15 protein-coding genes and 1 tRNA gene are annotated in these 16,370 nt (G+C 45.5%); 11 read left to right on the top strand and 5 right to left on the bottom strand.

What is annotated here, in order from left to right:
- Positions 1-31: 31 nt before the first annotated feature.
- From ACTJJJ_RS07675 to ACTJJJ_RS07660, 4 genes are all read left to right on the top strand, one after another.
- The gene (locus ACTJJJ_RS07675; RefSeq protein ID WP_188928925.1) at positions 32-253 is read left to right on the top strand and encodes a VF530 family DNA-binding protein; all 222 of its coding nucleotides are present in this window, start codon (positions 32-34) and stop codon (positions 251-253) included.
- Positions 254-294: 41 nt separating this feature from the next.
- Positions 295-1,170 (top strand): DnaJ C-terminal domain-containing protein, encoded by an 876-nt coding sequence (locus tag ACTJJJ_RS07670; protein WP_188928927.1) that lies wholly within the window; start codon positions 295-297, stop codon positions 1,168-1,170.
- 7 nt (positions 1,171-1,177) lie between these two features.
- Positions 1,178-1,477, top strand: a complete 300-nt coding sequence (locus tag ACTJJJ_RS07665) for a chaperone modulator CbpM (protein ID WP_426294216.1) — start codon at positions 1,178-1,180, stop codon at positions 1,475-1,477.
- Between the two features lie 89 nt (positions 1,478-1,566).
- Positions 1,567-2,802 carry a DEAD/DEAH box helicase gene (locus ACTJJJ_RS07660; protein ID WP_426294217.1) on the top strand — a complete coding sequence of 412 codons (1,236 nt, stop codon included), beginning with the start codon at positions 1,567-1,569 and terminating at the stop codon, positions 2,800-2,802.
- Between the two features lie 61 nt (positions 2,803-2,863).
- On the opposite strand, the gene ACTJJJ_RS07655 is transcribed toward ACTJJJ_RS07660, so the two are convergent.
- Together ACTJJJ_RS07655 and ACTJJJ_RS07650 are read right to left on the bottom strand one after the other, a co-directional pair.
- Positions 2,864-3,316, bottom strand: coding sequence for a CHRD domain-containing protein (locus tag ACTJJJ_RS07655; RefSeq protein ID WP_229221309.1), 453 nt, complete (start codon positions 3,314-3,316; stop codon positions 2,864-2,866).
- A gap of 87 nt (positions 3,317-3,403) precedes the next feature.
- Positions 3,404-4,039: an SH3 domain-containing protein gene (locus ACTJJJ_RS07650; RefSeq protein WP_229221315.1), complete on the bottom strand. Its 636-nt coding sequence runs from the start codon at positions 4,037-4,039 to the stop codon at positions 3,404-3,406.
- A gap of 196 nt (positions 4,040-4,235) precedes the next feature.
- Between ACTJJJ_RS07650 and ACTJJJ_RS07645 the strand changes: the two genes are divergently transcribed.
- Positions 4,236-4,308, top strand: a tRNA-Lys gene (locus ACTJJJ_RS07645).
- Positions 4,309-4,564: 256 nt separating this feature from the next.
- Positions 4,565-5,809 (top strand): site-specific integrase, encoded by a 1,245-nt coding sequence (locus ACTJJJ_RS07640; RefSeq protein ID WP_426294218.1) that lies wholly within the window; start codon positions 4,565-4,567, stop codon positions 5,807-5,809.
- 66 nt (positions 5,810-5,875) lie between these two features.
- Here the strand turns inward: ACTJJJ_RS07640 and ACTJJJ_RS07635 are convergent, their stop codons facing one another.
- Positions 5,876-6,415 carry a hypothetical protein gene (locus tag ACTJJJ_RS07635; protein WP_188929037.1) on the bottom strand — a complete coding sequence of 180 codons (540 nt, stop codon included), beginning with the start codon at positions 6,413-6,415 and terminating at the stop codon, positions 5,876-5,878.
- A gap of 413 nt (positions 6,416-6,828) precedes the next feature.
- Between ACTJJJ_RS07635 and ACTJJJ_RS07630 the strand changes: the two genes are divergently transcribed.
- Positions 6,829-7,239 (top strand): hypothetical protein, encoded by a 411-nt coding sequence (locus ACTJJJ_RS07630; RefSeq protein WP_426294219.1) that lies wholly within the window; start codon positions 6,829-6,831, stop codon positions 7,237-7,239.
- A 581-nt stretch (positions 7,240-7,820) separates the two neighbouring features.
- Here ACTJJJ_RS07630 and ACTJJJ_RS07625 read toward each other — a convergent pair.
- Positions 7,821-8,456: a hypothetical protein gene (locus tag ACTJJJ_RS07625; protein WP_426294220.1), complete on the bottom strand. Its 636-nt coding sequence runs from the start codon at positions 8,454-8,456 to the stop codon at positions 7,821-7,823.
- Positions 8,457-8,668: 212 nt separating this feature from the next.
- On the opposite strand from ACTJJJ_RS07625, the gene ACTJJJ_RS07620 reads away from it, so the two are divergent.
- From ACTJJJ_RS07620 to ACTJJJ_RS07605, 4 genes are all read left to right on the top strand, one after another.
- Positions 8,669-9,961, top strand: a complete 1,293-nt coding sequence (locus ACTJJJ_RS07620; protein ID WP_426294221.1) for a hypothetical protein — start codon at positions 8,669-8,671, stop codon at positions 9,959-9,961.
- Positions 9,962-10,315: 354 nt separating this feature from the next.
- Positions 10,316-11,683, top strand: a complete 1,368-nt coding sequence (locus ACTJJJ_RS07615) for an MATE family efflux transporter (RefSeq protein ID WP_426294222.1) — start codon at positions 10,316-10,318, stop codon at positions 11,681-11,683.
- Positions 11,684-11,957: 274 nt separating this feature from the next.
- Positions 11,958-12,335, top strand: coding sequence for a RidA family protein (locus ACTJJJ_RS07610; RefSeq protein WP_188929047.1), 378 nt, complete (start codon positions 11,958-11,960; stop codon positions 12,333-12,335).
- Between the two features lie 337 nt (positions 12,336-12,672).
- Positions 12,673-13,299: a response regulator gene (locus ACTJJJ_RS07605; RefSeq protein WP_188929049.1), complete on the top strand. Its 627-nt coding sequence runs from the start codon at positions 12,673-12,675 to the stop codon at positions 13,297-13,299.
- Here the strand turns inward: ACTJJJ_RS07605 and ACTJJJ_RS07600 are convergent.
- Positions 13,287-16,265 carry a ligand-binding sensor domain-containing protein gene (locus tag ACTJJJ_RS07600; RefSeq protein WP_426294223.1) on the bottom strand — a complete coding sequence of 993 codons (2,979 nt, stop codon included), beginning with the start codon at positions 16,263-16,265 and terminating at the stop codon, positions 13,287-13,289. The two genes, ACTJJJ_RS07605 and ACTJJJ_RS07600, sit on opposite strands and share 13 nt — an antisense overlap.
- Between the last annotated feature and the right edge of the window lie 105 nt (positions 16,266-16,370).

The raw sequence follows: 16,370 nt of genomic DNA, 5'->3' as shown, positions 1-16,370 counted from the left end.
AACAGACAGCAACATTTTTCGAACGGTACGCATGGACACACAACCGAATAACCCGCTCCACGGCAAAACGCTGGAAACTATTTTGAATGAACTGGTGGACTATTATGGCTGGGAGCAAATGGGTTATTATATTAACATCAACAGTTTTCAGCACGAGCCCAGCGTCAAATCGAGCCTGAAATTTTTAAGAAAAACACCCTGGGCACGTAAGAAAGTCGAAGACCTGTACCTGGAAATGCTGGAACGAAAGTAGGTAGCTTTGTCAACCATTATCACTTCATACATTGATTATTTATGGCTTTTGTAGATTATTATCAAATTCTCGGACTCGATAAAAATGCCGACGATAAGGCCATCAAGAATGCATACAGGAAACTGGCGAGGAAATACCACCCCGACCTGAATCCGAACGACAAGGAGGCTGAGAAGAAATTCAAAGAGTTGAATGAGGCCAACGAGGTGCTGAGCGACCCGGAAAAGCGAAAGAAGTACGATAAGTACGGCAAAGACTGGCAGCATAGCGAGGAGTTCGAGCGAGCGCGGCAGGCGCGCAGCCAGGCACGAGGGGAGGAGGGACAGTGGTACGGCGGAGGGAACGAAGGGTTCTCGGATTTCTTCGAATCCATGTTCGGTTCCGGTTTCGGTGGCGGTCGTCAGGCTCGTTTCCGGGGGCAGGATTATCAGGCCGAGATCCAACTGGGCCTTCGCGACGCTTACGAAACGCACAAGCAAACGTTGACTGTGAACGGCAAGAACATCCGCATTACCGTGCCGGCGGGTGTCGAGAATGGCCAGACGATCAAGATCCCGGGGCATGGAGGCCCGGGAAGCAACGGCGGACCGAATGGCGATCTGTACATCACGTTCTCCGTGGGTACCGATGACAAACTCAGAAGATCGGGCAATGACTTACATTTGAAAGCCGAACTGGACCTTTATACGGCAGTGCTGGGCGGGGAATTGGTGGTTGAAACATTGAGCGGCAAAGTGAAACTTCCCATTAAGCCGGAAACACAGAACGGCAGCATTGTGCGTTTGAAAGGTAAGGGGTTCCCGGTTTATAAAAAGGATGGCCAATTCGGCGATCTCTATGTGACTTTCGATGTCAAAATACCCACTAACCTGACCGAGCGGCAAAAGGAATTGTTTACAGAATTGTCTAAATCCTGAAAACGATATGGAAAATGATCAATTGATTGCTATCGAGGTATTCTGTGCGAATTATGACGTGGAATATGCATTTATTGAGTCATTGCAGGAACACGACCTGATCGAAACGGTGACCGTCGGCAATACCCGTTTTTTGCAGGTGCCGCACCTGAACCAGATCGAGCGCATTATCCGCTTTCACCGTGAGCTCGACATTAATCTCGAAGGCATCGAGGCCATTCAGGGCCTGCTGAGCCGCATCGAGCATCTCGACCGGGAGATGGCCTTGCTGCGTAACCGGTTGCGGTTTTACGAGTCGGGCCTATAATAAATCATGCATTGCCGGATAACCGGTTATCTTTGCACTCCCATTAAAACGAAGGGCGGACCGGCGTCGGTCTGCCCCATTACTTGCCTATGAAATTTGAAGATTACCCCATTGCCGCGGAGATCAAGCGGAGTCTGGACGCAGCCGGGTTTAAAAAACCAACGGATATTCAGTTCAAAGCCATTCCGGCGGTGATGAAGGGGGAAGATGTGCTGGCCATCGCGCAGACCGGTACAGGTAAAACGGCCGCCTTTGCGATCCCGGTGGTTGATAAAATACATAATCAGAAGTCGTCGAGCCGGTCGGAAGGGATCAAATGCGTGGTAATGGTGCCCACCCGGGAGCTGGCGATTCAGATTGCCGAGGTGTTTACGAGCATTTCGAAATATACCAAAGTCAAGACATTCAGCGTCTTCGGAGGGGTAGAGCAGGGGCCTCAGATCGCAAAGCTTGAAAAAGGAATCGATATTCTCGTCTCTACGCCGGGGCGGATGTTTGATCTGGTGAGCCAGGGTTATATTAAGCTGGACCGCGTTGATACCCTCATTCTTGATGAGGCTGACCATATGCTCGACCTCGGGTTTATCAAGGACATTCAGGACCTGATCCGGCATTTACCTAAAAGAAGACAAACGTTGTTTTTCTCGGCGACGATTGATGAAAAGATTAAGAAACTAGCCTATTCGCTGGTCAGGAACGCAATCCGCATTCAGATTTCTCCGAAAAATCCTGTCGCGAAAAATATCGACCATTCCGTAGCATTTGTAGCGATGGACGACAAGCGTTTTTTTCTGGAACGCGTCATTCGCCAAAATACAGAAAAAAAGATTCTTGTGTTCGTACGCACGAAAGTGCGGGCGGAACGGGTGTACAAGGCGCTCGAACGCATGGAAATCAAAAGCCTGACTATCCATGGCGATAAGGAACAAGCCGACCGGCTCACCGCCATGAATGAGTTCAAGAAAGGCAATGTAAAAGTGCTGATCGCAACCGACGTCAGTGCGCGGGGGATCGATATCCCGAGCGTGGATTATGTAATTAACTACGATTTACCAGAGCAGCCTGAGAATTACGTCCACCGTGTAGGCCGTACCGGTCGTGGCACGCAAAAGGGGATCGCCGTATCATTTTGCAGCGAGGAAGAAAAGCCCGTTCTCGACGAGATACAGCAGTATCTCGACAAACCCATTGCGGTGCTGAAACTAACCGCCGGCGAATACGCCGAGACGCTCGAACTTACGACCGACACGACCGACGATCTCGGGGCGCTGATGCGTGAGATCGCGGAGTTTGAAACGAGACAAAAGAAGAAAGGTAGAAAGTAAGACAAGAAAAAAGGCTTTCAGGATCGCTCCCGAAAGCCTTTTTCATATGGTGGATTATCGCTTATTCTTCGAATTTGTCCGCCAGGATTTGTCCACGGATTTCTCCGTATGGGTACAGGTCGGTAGGGATGTTAATGTACATCAAACCCAGGATCAGCTGTGTTTGTTGTTCCGTGTTAGCCAATTTGTAAGTACCGCTTACCTGGCCGGTAGGTTTGTTGGCCAGTTCTTTAATGATCCCGCCGCGCTCCCAGGCTGGGTTTGCTGCATTAAGGGTTACCGAGCTTGGAGTGATATTTTGGAAATTGATATTGTATTTCAATTCCATCGTATTCTTGTTATACTCAAATACCCCTGTGCCCTGTGCTGACGATGTAGCCTTTGGAACGGTTGGGCTACTATTGATAACAGCCGAGAACTTCACAATGTCATCTTTGTGAGGTCCTTCCTCTTTACAGGAAGTTACAAATCCTAACATCAAAACCCCCGCGATTAATAGTAAAAAACGTTTCATTGGCTTTCTCATACAATTTAAATTTAAAATTTAACTCCTAAATATACATACAAACTTAAACGCTGCAAAAATGATACCAGTTTGCTGTCATATATTCCAAAGATCACTTTTACGGATATAAACGATCCGGTTGTTCCAAATAACCCTGTCCCAATGATCGACGGAACCGATTATTGTCAGTTTATGTCCTTTTCCGACCTTTTCAACGACGCCCGCCGCTGATGAGGGCTCGTCGCGCAGGAAGGTATTTTCATTCACTATTATGCACGTTTGGTAAAGGGAAGGGACGTTTAATATCCCCAGTAACGCCAGCAAATAAACAATAATGGAAACTTTGTGAATCTGCAAAATTGGCTCCTTCCGACGTGTCTTTGTAACCATTATGACAACTATATAGGTGCCCAAAGTTAGAAGCAATATTGGAATGTAGTCGCCATACCTTCGATAAAATATTATGAAATAGTTGTAATCGTCGAATTCATAGCCACTTAGATTCTGCTCTTTTGCGAGCTTATCCATTTTTTCAAAAAGGTGCCTTGACGGCTGCACGAGGGCCAATTTGCTGAGGAAAAAAAGGCAGTCGGTATAATTGTTCGTCTTCTCTGCCAGGAAAGCCAGCTTCAAAAGCAGCGCCTGGCTATTTTTTTCGGTGAGGTTGAAATTTTTTTTGTAGAGCGTCTGTGCCTCGGGATATCTGGCGATAGCGAACAGAGAATCAGCCATTTTAAGCTCCTTCTGATTGGCACAAAAGGCAGTGGCAGGCGCGAAAAAGGCCAGGAACAAAAACGAAAAATACAGGTTTTTCTTGTGAGGCACTTGCATTATACTTTAAAGAATTCTACTTTTGCATCGCAATTACGGAAAAGGCCACGGCTAATCCAAGACTGCAAACCTTCGAAAGCAGAAGCAAGTAGAAAATGATTCCGTAGCTCAGCTGGTAGAGCAATACACTTTTAATGTATGGGTCCTGGGTTCGAATCCCAGCGGGATCACTTGAAGAAATAACAAAAAGCATCAAAAGCCTGCTAATCAACAGATTAGCAGGCTTTTTTTGTTTTTCGAATTATGCCAAAATATTCAATTTTCTACAAATTTTTGGTGAGTGATTCGCTGAGTTCAAAGATCTGCAAATTTTACTCACCAGAATCGCTACAACTGATTGTATCACAACCTGTTTACGGCGTAAACATCTTGTGCTGACTAGGCTTGCAAGACTACTTTTGTTCAACTTTTTAACCTGAAAAAGGTATGAAAACAAAGATCAGTCTGCCTTTCTATTTGAAGAAGCCGAAGAATTATCAAAAAGGGCCGGTGCCGATTTACTTACGGATTACGGTTGAAAGTAGAAGAGCAGAATTTACGACCGGCCGAGAATGCGAGCCTGGTCGGTGGAATGCATTCGCAGGAAGAGCCACCGGAGCTAAGGAGGCTGTTAAGTCGGTTAATGCTTATCTCGGCAACCTTGAACAGCAATTATTAGATGCACAAGCTGCATTGGTTCGCGACAGTGCTTTGATAACAGCGGAAACAATCAAAAACAAATTTCTAGGCATTGGCCCGAAGCAGCGTTTTCTAATGGCAGTGATCGCTGATCATAATGAGCGTATGAAAGCATTGGTCGGCCAGGAATATGCGATAGGCACATTCCACCGCTACAAGGTTCTTGAACGCCACACAGCGGCATTTTTAAAGAGTAATTACAGCACGATCGATTTTGACATCAGCCGCATAGATTTTGCTTTCATAGCAGATTACGAGTTCTATCTCCGCTCTGTCCGCAAGATGGGCAACAATGCTGTGGTGAAGCACATGAAAATGTTCCGCAAGATTGTCAATATCTGCCTGAGCAACGGCTGGATGAATCTTGACCCGTATCTAAACTTTAAAGGCAAATTCAAGAAAGTCGATAAGGCCATTCTTACCAGAGCAGAACTGGACTTAATGGCGAGCAAAGACTTCGCTAGTGACCGACTCACCCAAGTGCGGGATACGTTTCTCTTTTGTTGTTTCACCGGCCCGGCTTACTCCGATGTCCAGAAGCTCGAAAAAAGCCAAATAGCACGAGGGATTGATGGTGAGCAGTGGATTTTCAGCCAGCGGATGAAAACGAATGTCAAGCCTCACATCCCGCTGTTGCCGGAAGCCCTTCAAATTATTGATAGATACAAAGATCATCCGCTTTGCGAATCCCGCGGCCTCTTATTACCTGTGCCGAGTAACCAGAAGATGAATGATTACTTGAAAGAAATTGCAGTGATCTGCGGGATTGAAAAGATGCTCACCTCACACGTGGCCAGGCATACGTTCGCAACTACCGTGACGCCGCAAAATGGCGTTCCGATTGAAAGCGTCTCTAAAATGCTTGTACATACAAACATTCGTACAACGCAGATTTATGCGAAAATCTTGGATACGAAGGTTAGTGAAGACATGCAGGCTTTGAAAGGGCGGCTTTCAAAGAGGTATGGCACGGAAGGTCAAAACTCATGGTAGTCAATCAAATTTGACACAATTATGGAAGCTAGGCGCATTAGACTCTACTGACATAGCAATTGATGATTATCGTCGTTCTAACGGTTTCCAATCGCCCTTCTTGAAAAATACGTTGCCGAATTTTGGTGAAGTAAATACCAAATAAAAGTTCCATATCCCACGATATGTGGTAGGGTTATCTATCACGATGTGATGAGTAGGCGCAGCCATGACAATATTCAGCCGCTTGGAATGGTACGGGGCAGTCATATCGACAGCTCCTCGATATGTCTTTGTGATTTTTTCTCCATCCGTTACGTGGAAGAAAATGGAATCATTGCTTTTTATCTCAAATCGAAAATTGTTGTATTGCCAATCGGCTTGCTTGCCTGGAAAATAATCTCGGTTAACGATATAGCTACCATAGTAGTCGTTTTTATTCAATACTATCTTCGAGGTGAGTGCTTGGACAACCGTGGAAAGTAACGCAATGCCCAATATCCCAACCCAACCCAACGCGCTGGCAATCAGCAATAACCTTCTTTTTGTTAATAGCCAAATGATTACACTAACGACAGTGAAAGGAAGAAGGACAAAAACGACAAATAGATTAAAGCCAAATCCCATCTAAGACCAAATTGTTTTCTGAGCTGGCAATATGCTATTGTCGGCTGGATTTTCAACAAAATATCAATTCAGATTGCACAACTTATTAAGCACCCTACTAATTGTGGCTGACTGGGGCATTTCCAAGACATTGATTGCCTCTTACCCGCAATCGGCAAGATGTCAGATTGGTGTCACAATCTCATCTTGCCGCCTAAACGCTCTGAAGTCGCTGGCGGGAGAATTTTATAGAAATTCCAGTCTCTTGAAAATGATCGCCGACAGCCGAACTAAACAGGTGGGTTAATTGCAAAGTCCTAGATAGAAATAAACAGACACTTGATGACGGCCGACACTGACGAATTTAAGTATATTAACGCCCGTCGATGGGTCAATGAAGACCCGCGGCGAGTGTAGTAGAAATCGAAACTTGAATGAAAGATTTTAAACAAAAGCATTATCTAGGAGGATATTTTCTGACAAGGCTTATTCCGGTGGATTTTGGAACATACAGCGAAGCAACGATTCACACTTGTAGTAAGTGTATTAATGATCATCTGGTCAATATTTGGTCTTACAGCTGGACAACGGACAATGATGAACAAGCAGAAGAGGCAAAAGAAAATTTTAAGCTTTCAACCAGGGAGATCGACTTAGTCAGAGCTTGGGTTGACAAGAATCACAACGAACATAAATTAGGCTGGGTCAACGTATTCACTAACCTTGAGACGGCTTTGGAATACAAAACCAGGTTCTTTTCGCATTTAAATGATATTAAGATATTTGCTCTGTATTTTAATATGACAATTTCGAGTGGCGCTTCATTTGTCATGCCCTCTATGTAAAGCTACGATTGCCTCTTACCCGCAATCGGCTGGATGTACAATTGTCGGACAATTGAATCTGGCCGCCCATTCGCTCCAAAGTCGCTGGCGGGAGAGTTTTATGATTTTTCCTATCTTTGAGCTGCTTGCCAGCCAGTTAATTGCAAGTTGAGAGGCCGTTTAGAGTTTAGAAGATGCTGAAATGTGTTAGGCACATATTTTGGAGATTTCAGTCCACTTAATAGTAGTTACAGAGCTTTCGTAATGTATTCTAAAACCTTCTGAGTCAAAACCATCTACCCGAATCATTCCAGGCAGACTACTATGTAATGAAAGCCAACCCATTGTTACCCAATCGCTTATTCTGGTTATTTGAGAAGAGATACGAACCAACCAGGTCATCGTTTACAAGTTATCGTTTAATATCTGAAATTACAGTTTTTTAACTGATAAAGGGAAATTCAAGGGTAATGATGTATCCAGAGCGAGGTTAGTTCATAACTTGCGATCGGCCAAGAGATCGGTCATATAGAAGATAATCACGACAATCAATAATTACCGCTTGAGATTATAGTAAACATGTCCAATCGCGACAATTCAAACTAAATTTTGGGCAAGCCGTCAATGACTGTTGGCCTAAGCATTGTCGCGTTATCCTCACCCAGCCGAAAAAACAGGTTATAAAAAAATCCAGTCATGGAGGATACTGCCTTTTGCAGCTCCCTATCTGCCTGGGAGCATTGAACATCTTTATCCCATAATGCACGTACATCAGAATAAAAGTAAACGAACCAGGCGACATCGTCAGGTTTAGTTCCCGGGGCGATATCCCAACTTCCCTCGGTTGCACAAATGTTCTCTAAAATACGGTTTGACGACGCCGCTGGAAGATGACCGTCAAACCATGTGCTGTCAATAGCTCCTTTACCGTTAATACGAAATGCGAAAAGGCCCCAGGACGGTCTGCAATCGACGGTTTGAGGAACAGCATTATTCGACAAGCGATCTTCAAGACTCTCACCCGCCTTACTCAAAAAACGGAAGTTTTCTGGTTTGAACTTGGTTTTGTCGATGACCCGAGGCTTGTGCGGCGGAAGAGCTTCAAACCCTGGCCTTGGAAACAGTCCTATCACTGCTGGATTAGTCCTGGCCCCCGGGTTTTGAGATAGCGATACAAATCCAGACAGTACACTACACAAAAAAGTTAGATACACGCTAATCCGACTAATTAATAACATGCGTGAACATTGATTAAAATATAGGAACGTAAATGCAAATAGATTGACTATTTAAATGTATAAAAAAACTATATATTGTTACCTCTGTGTAACGCAAGTTTCGTTGATATTAACAAATACCTCGTCCGATGATGCACTGCGCCTAACTTCGCATTGCCGAGGAAGCCACGCAATTTTTCAAGGCCTCCCTAAGTTACTGAGAATAAACTCCCATGCGTCCTTACAGGTTTCAGCTTTCGGTATTGCTCGCGGCCTTGCTACTAATGTCCGGCTTAAATGCTTTTGCATGCAGCATGTGCAAGGTTACAATCAATGGCAAAACATATCTTGGTAATAACGAAGACTCCTGGCGAACTGGCTCACGAATAAGTTTTGTAAATGCCCCAGTAGGAAAACTCGGAGCTTTGTATATGAGTTACGGTGATATGTTTGCACAGGGAGGGATGAATGAGGCAGGCCTGGCTTTTGATGGACTGACTATCTATAAGAAAAACATCAAAATTGATCCGTCCAAACAAAATGTAACCAACTTCTCAGAATTTGTTCGCGGCATAATGCAGAACTGTAAGACTGTTGAAGATGTAAGAGCGTACGCAAACCGATACAACCGGCACATCATTCCCAATGGCGAGTTGTTTTTTGCGGATAAGTCAGGGCGGTACCTGATTATGGAGCCGGATACCATGCTGTTGGGAAACGACAGCAAATACATCATTGCCAACTTTTGCCCTTCCATCACACCTGAAAATGAGCGTCTGAATTGGGCCCGCTATCGAAGAGGACGAGATTTTATCAACTGGCAACAATCTGATAATGGAGCCGACTATTGTCTGGCACTGGTCGATACCATGCATGAATGCCGTGAAAAACTAGGAGACGGTACGATGTATTCTTCTATTGCCAACCTTTCCGAAGGCGATTTCAGCCTGTACTTTTATCACGACTATACGAGAGAAGTTAAATTCAACTTGAAGCAAGAGCTCGCCAAAGGAGATAGGGTTATCGAATTAACGTCTTTGTTTCCAGACAATATCGAATATGACCGATTGGTGAGGTACAAAGTACCCCAAAACGACCGGCGTATCTTCCTTTTCCTACTTTCCTGTGGCGGGATTTTTGGCGTGTCGGCTATATTTTTCCTGCTGAGCTATCTGATCAATATTTTTCGAGCGCCGCGCGCTCCGGACCCGTACTCAAGATTGCGGCTAGTAATGATCATGATCTGCCTCCCAATGCTATACTATATGTTTGCGCTAATCCGCACACCTGCCATGTTTTACAGTAAAGCACCATTTCAGGATTTTCAATTTTCATTAAAAAACGTTGCTGCCTACCTGCCATTTATTCTGTTGCTGCTTATCGGTCCATTGATAAGGGTGAACCTGCATCTGCTCCGTCGAAAAATATGGGGATTGTCTTCAAAGCTGATATTTACCCTTAATAACCTGGTTTATATCACTTTGATTTTGATGTTTACGTATTGGGGCTTCTATGACGTTCTGTGACAGTATGTAGCTATAACTGCCAAGCCGGCGGTAATCAAAAAATGGTCTTGTCCAAACGTAACCATATGTCAAATCTGATCTCATGCCGTGCCTGTAATCAGCCCGTTTCACGCGCAGCTGAATTTTGTCCTCATTGCGGCGAAACCGAGCCGAACCAAACTGTGTTTAGGGTCCAGTCGATATTTACGACCATCGTCTGTTTAATTGCAATAATGGTTATCCTTTACCAATGCGTTTCATGACAGCAAAATGAAATTAGAAACAATGACATTTCGGCGTTTTTATTAACACACAACAATTGCCTAGTTATGCGATTATAGTACCTTTGCGCCCCCTTTCGCAAAACATCCCACCATGACCGCTACCAATCAACTCGGACAAGCTCCCATCAGGACCTTGTTTTTTCAAAACTATGGCCCGGCGATAATTAGCCTGCTGTCTTCGATCATTCACCAGGTTATTAATGGAATTATACTTGGACAACAAATCGGAAAAGACGGTCTTGCAGCGGTTGGATTATATGGACCTGTCGTGATCGTCTTGGTAGCATTGAGCTTGCCTATTATGATAGGCGGCGGAGTACTGATCGGAAAAAGTATTGGAGCCGGGGACTTTGAAAAAGTACAGGAGGTCTTTCAATTCGCTACTACGCTGGTAGTTTTGATTGGAGGCTGCGTAGCTGTCAGTGCACCGTTCATAGCAACTCCGCTTTCTCGGTTCCTGGCCGGAGCAGCCAACGTTTCATTGGCAGACAAAACGGCCGAGTATGCCTTTTGGCAATTGCTGGGTCTTCCTTTTTTCTTCCTGGGAATGATTTGGGGTAATTTCGTTCGTGCAAACGGAGCACCAAAGGTGTCGCGAAATGCGTCGATTTTGGCTGCCGGAATCAATATTCTACTGGATCTGATACTGATTATTGGTTGCGGCCTGGGCGTAAAAGGAGCATCGATCGCAACATCAGTAGCGTTAGCCGCAGGCGCAGCATATCTTTTCGTGTATATTTTTAAAGGCAACACGCATCTTAATTTTTTTTCATTTCGTTTCACCTTAAAACTTTCACAATGGAAGGAGTACTTCAAAATAGGTCTGCCGTCGTTCGCATCTGAAATCGCATTCTCATCTGGCTTGCTTCTTATCAACCAATCGTTGATCCATTACGGCGCCACAGCCGTGGCCGCTTTTGGGCTGGTCAATTACCTTAGTTTTCTGCTCATTCGCCCCTTTACCGCCGCGATGATCGCCGCGCTTCCTATCATGTCATTCAACATAGGTGCAAAACAGCCAGAACGTGTATTAGAAACTTTACGTTTTTCGCTGGTTTTTACGCTATTGTTGGGAATTATCGTGACATTGATCGGCTTGTTTCTGTCCGACCCGCTAATTGTATTATTTTCTGGGGACCAAAATATGGCCTATCGGAAAATTGCGAGCCAAGCAATGGGCTTGTACTTCCTGCTGTTTTTAGCGGTTGGGCCGAACTATTTGCTGGCTGCCTTTCTACAAAGCACAGGTAAGACAACCCCGGCCCTTTTTGTAAACTTGTTAAAAGGGCTTTTGCTAGTTGCGCCGGCGCTTATGATTCTTCCGGACTATTTTGGCCTACCAGGCATCTGGCTATCCCGTTCTTTGGCCGAAATACTGACGTTGCTCCTTTTTGCGGCCTATACAATGTATTACAATGATCGATACTATGCGGCTGGTGCCATCACGCCTGATAGTTAGTCACACATGGTACGTCCATGCCAAATCCATGTCCATGCAAGCCGTTTCCAGTTCTTCAACGGCTTGCCATTATTATTCAACCATCGTTTTGCATTATAATGTCGGTAAACCTAATGGTGTAGGAATCCAGTAGGGGGATATTGCGAGCATAGGGTTACACTGTACCTTCGCATGTAAATTTCGAACAATGCGCAATACCAAATGTGGCATTGGAAGCCCCCAAAAGGAGTGGCTGTGAAACTTTTAATGAAAACATATCCAACATATTAATCACATGAGTACAATCGAAAAGGCTTCCGCACCGGCAGTGCCGATTTCAAAAGCATTGGTGTCCAACGGGTTTTTGTTCATTTCGGGTCAGATCGGCTCTGCTGGCGGGCAGTTGGTGAGTACCTCTTTCGAGGACGAGGTAAGGCAAGTGTTTGCGAATATCGAGACAATACTTAACGAGCACGGGCTGACTTTCGGCCACATTGTCAGTGTTACCGTGTATTTGACGGATATGAGGTATTTCGACCAGCTCAACGCAGTGTACCAAACTTATTTTGTTGACCGCTATCCGACCCGTACATGCCTGGCCGTGGCAGGTTTGCCCAAACAAGCGCGTGTTGAGTTGACCACAATTGCTAGTTTAGAGCTAAAAACGAGCTAGTAGGCACCGGATGTAGTAGATAACGTGGTTGCTGACGCGCTCAGTAACCACGAACCGGATAAGGAGGCCTGTTTGATAAGTACTTAGGAATTTTGTAATGCTTGACGGATCGAGCAGGAAATCGTTTTGTAGCAGATTTTCGACAAATAATGGCTGGTTATCACTACATGGCCTTTTTTTCTGTTTTGTACCTTGCGGGTGGATAATTTACTGTATATCCGTTTTTTGTTTTGCGAGTGAAACTGGAAATTTTACCCTCTTGGCCCAATTCTGGCTTTTTCGAGTCAACAAGGCCCGGTCTTAAACTGTTTCTTCGTCTTTCCCAAGAATCAAGGTTATGAAAAGAATAATAGTCGCTGATGATCACCATGTCGTCCGCTTTGGATTAGCCATGATGCTTGTGGAACTCTTCCCCGATTGTATCATCGATGAAGCCTGGGATACAGAAAGTGTAATGGCCCTGATGAAGAAAAACACCTACACGTTGGTGTTGCTGGATTTGGTTATGCCTAATACAGATCCCACTATTTTGATGTACCACATCAAGAATTTTCATCCCAAAACCAAGGTGCTGGTTTTGTCAATGAATGAAGAAACGCTTTACGGTGCCCGTTTTATTCAACTGGGTGCTCACGGTTATCTGAAAAAGGATGCACCGAAGGATGAAATTGGAAAGGCAATCCATATCATTCTGGCGGGCAAGAAATATGTAAGCCAGAAACTGGCGGACATCTTGTTACAAAACTCTTTGGAGGGGAAATCGAACCGTCCTTTTGACAGACTGAGTACAAGGGAATTTCAGGTAGCCATGTACCTCGTGCAAGGCCACACCCAAGTGCAAATCGGCGACCTGATGAAGCTCAAATACGGCACAGTAAACACGCTAAAACAGCGTCTCTATGAAAAGCTGAACATAGAAAGCCATAACGAACTTGCCGAACTTGCTTTCATTTACGGGGTTTGATAGCCCTTCTTCATTTGAAGACCAGCCGGCTGCAATGCAATCCCGCTGACGACGACGACGGTACCCTTGTTCTCCTGACTATCTATTGCCAAATGCATACCCAAGCGAGTGACAAAATCAATAATGAACTGGTACCCCATTCTATTCCCAGACTCAAAATCTAGGGTTTCCCCGGAGTGTCGGATCAGGTTATTTATCTTTCCCAATGTTTCGGGTGTCATTCCCTTGCCCGTATCCGACACACGAACTGAGCAGGTGTTGTCACTATCCCTATAACAATGCACGCTTATAACGCCCTGATGGGTATGCTTACGGGCATTTTCTACAAGGTTGCGTAATATTGCCTTCAGCAGCTCCCTGTTGGTATATAGCTCGTAATTCTCTTCAGTTGTAAATTCAAAGGTATTACGCTGATGCTCCAATATCTCTTTGAAAAAAAGATCGAGTTCGCCGACGAGCGAAGTAAAAGAAAAGGTTGTTTTCTTTAAATTAAATCTTTCGTCCTGTACCCGTGCCCATAGACTTAACTCATCGACAAAGGCATAAATTTCCCGGCTGGCGCTTTTCATTTCCCTGCTTATTAAACCTGCCTTCTCGTGTTGATTGGACATGACGGCTTCATAATTGGTATCGGACAGGTACCCGAGAAAATGCAATGGTGATTGGAGGTCATGCCCTACCATCATCAGCATTTTTTCTTTGAGCCGGTTCGCGTTGTTAAGATGGAAAGTGCGGTTTGCCACTTCCTGTTCCAGTTGTTTGTTTTGCTTCAAAAGGTACGCATACCTTATTTTCACAACCAGATAGATCAGCAAGAGAATCAAAATAATGGCGGCCAGTTTAAAATAAATGGTCTGGTAAAAGAACGGTTCGACAAACAAAGAAATGCTTGTCGTGGTGATGTTACCCGGGCCGAATCCCGCAGTTTTCCGGAACTGCAAACCGTATTGTCCGTGCGCGAGGTTATTGAACACCACCTTATTGTCTTCATTCAAGGGATGCCAAATGCTGTCCAGGCCCGTTAGCCTGTATTCAAGATACTGGTTGGCCGGGTTACCGTAAAATGGCGAGGCCGCCTCTACCTCAATGTATTTGAAGTCGGGCCGGAGCTGGATTGAATGGCCGTTCAGATATTGCTGTTTGCCGTCGACCAGCAGTTTATCGACAAATATTTTGCTGGTCGGAAGTAATTCCTTGATTGCGTCCGGATAAAATTGCACCAGCCCATCGATGGAAGGGAAAGAAAATTTACCATTGCCTAATACGACAGCGTAAGGGGTGCAGTTTCCATTGAATTCATTGGTATTAAAACCCGATTCCTGTTTGAAACACTGGTAATATACGTCGGAGGTCTTCCCAGCTACAAAAAGGTCTAGGTCTGCTTTTCTGCATCGGAAAAGGCCGTTGTTTGTACTCATCCAGATAAACCCGCTATGGTCCTCCATGAAGGAATGGACATCTTTAAGTGAAGCCTTCCTATCCAAAGGCAGCTTTACAACGCGGCCGCCCTTAATAGCATAGAAACCCTTGCCGGTAGTGCCTGCCCAAAGCACGTTGTTCCGATCCAGGTGCAGGGCTTCAATGTTGTACTGTTCGAGTGTTTTGTAGTGAATTTGCTTTCCTGTCCTGACATTCAGCAGCGCCATCAATTCCCTTCCTGCGATCCAGAAGTGCTCATTATCAACGGGCAAAAAAGTTTGTGCTCCATAATTGATATCGCAATGTTCGGGCAAAGATCGCAGTGAATCGCCATCTACATGTACCAGGCGCCGACCACCGGAAGTCAATACCCATATGCGGCCGTCCGGTGTTTCACGGATGCAACTGCTTCCGCGGCGGTTAAACCGCTGCTTCAACTCACGGAGTTTTTCGTCCATCTCAACCAGCATCACGTCGTAGGTTGTGCTCGACGTCATATACGCTCGGTCGAGCCAGTAATGCCCCCGACTATCTCTGAGCACACCCCGAAACGAACCTACATCGAAAGGGAACCCCAAACGCGATCCACCCGGATAAAGGAGTCCAAAGGCAGTGAGGACGCCGGTTTCGCCATAGGGTACCTGTGGGTAAAAGTTTCCGTATCCATTGCTATGCCGGTAGGCTTCAAATTGCTTGCGGCGCAGAATATACACCCCATGCGTCGCCGTTCCAATCACGTACATATTCAGCCCGGGGTAATGCCGAAAGCACGTGACATCCGAGAAGTCCGCTTCCAGTACCAACCTCGCGTGTAATTCATTTCTCCCTGCCTCAGTTAGCTGGTAAATAGCTTTGTCGGTATGGTAATATAACAGGCCGTCATACTCTAGCAGACCCTGTACCTTCGGCTCATCTTTTGCGGAAGCTGTCAGGTGCGGCGGCAAGCCGGTTATCCTGACAGTTGTTCTATGCTTGTCGGCATCGACGCACGATAATAACCCACGCTTCGCCAGGAAAAAGTATTTCCGGCCCCGAATAGCCCAAAAATTGCCTTGCCGACCTATTACGAGCTCGGGCAGGATCATTGACCAGCGAAGCTTTCCTCCCGACAAGAATGATAGCGAGTGGTCCTGCACAGAAAGAAACTCGGTCTGCAACCGGGTGATCCTTCCCAAAAAGGCTTTATCTGAAATTTGCCGCATCAAGCCTCTGCTGTCGAATGTCAGAAAGGCCCCGTCCCGGAAACAGAGTACCCCGGCCGTGTCGAGTGACAGGTCTCTGACGCGGTTGGATTTCATCAGCGGATAGTGATCGGCATCGAATAGTTTAAACCGCTGCCCGTCAAAACGCACCAGCCCGGCTTCCGTGCCGATCCACAGGAACCCGTCCTTATCCAATTCCAATCCTTTAGCGCTGTTTTGCGGCAACCCGTTTTGGCTGGTATAATGGGTGATATAATAGTCGGATGGCGCAGCCGTTCCCCTCCACGGTGTTATCAGAACTACAATCCATAGCAGCAAATTTATTCTACAAGCAAGATAGTACATATGTCCTAAAAAAGGTGTCTGTGCGCCGTATGGAGGGCAACGAATGTCAAGATATGACAGTTTTGTAGTGATGTCAATACAAACTTATACTATGTGTCAATACAA

The organism is Dyadobacter sp. 22481 (assembly GCF_052044875.1).
Taxonomy (GTDB): domain Bacteria; phylum Bacteroidota; class Bacteroidia; order Cytophagales; family Spirosomataceae; genus Dyadobacter; species Dyadobacter endophyticus.
The sequence above is the reverse complement of the archived record's forward strand: the minus strand, read 5'-3'. Positions and strand labels throughout refer to the sequence as shown.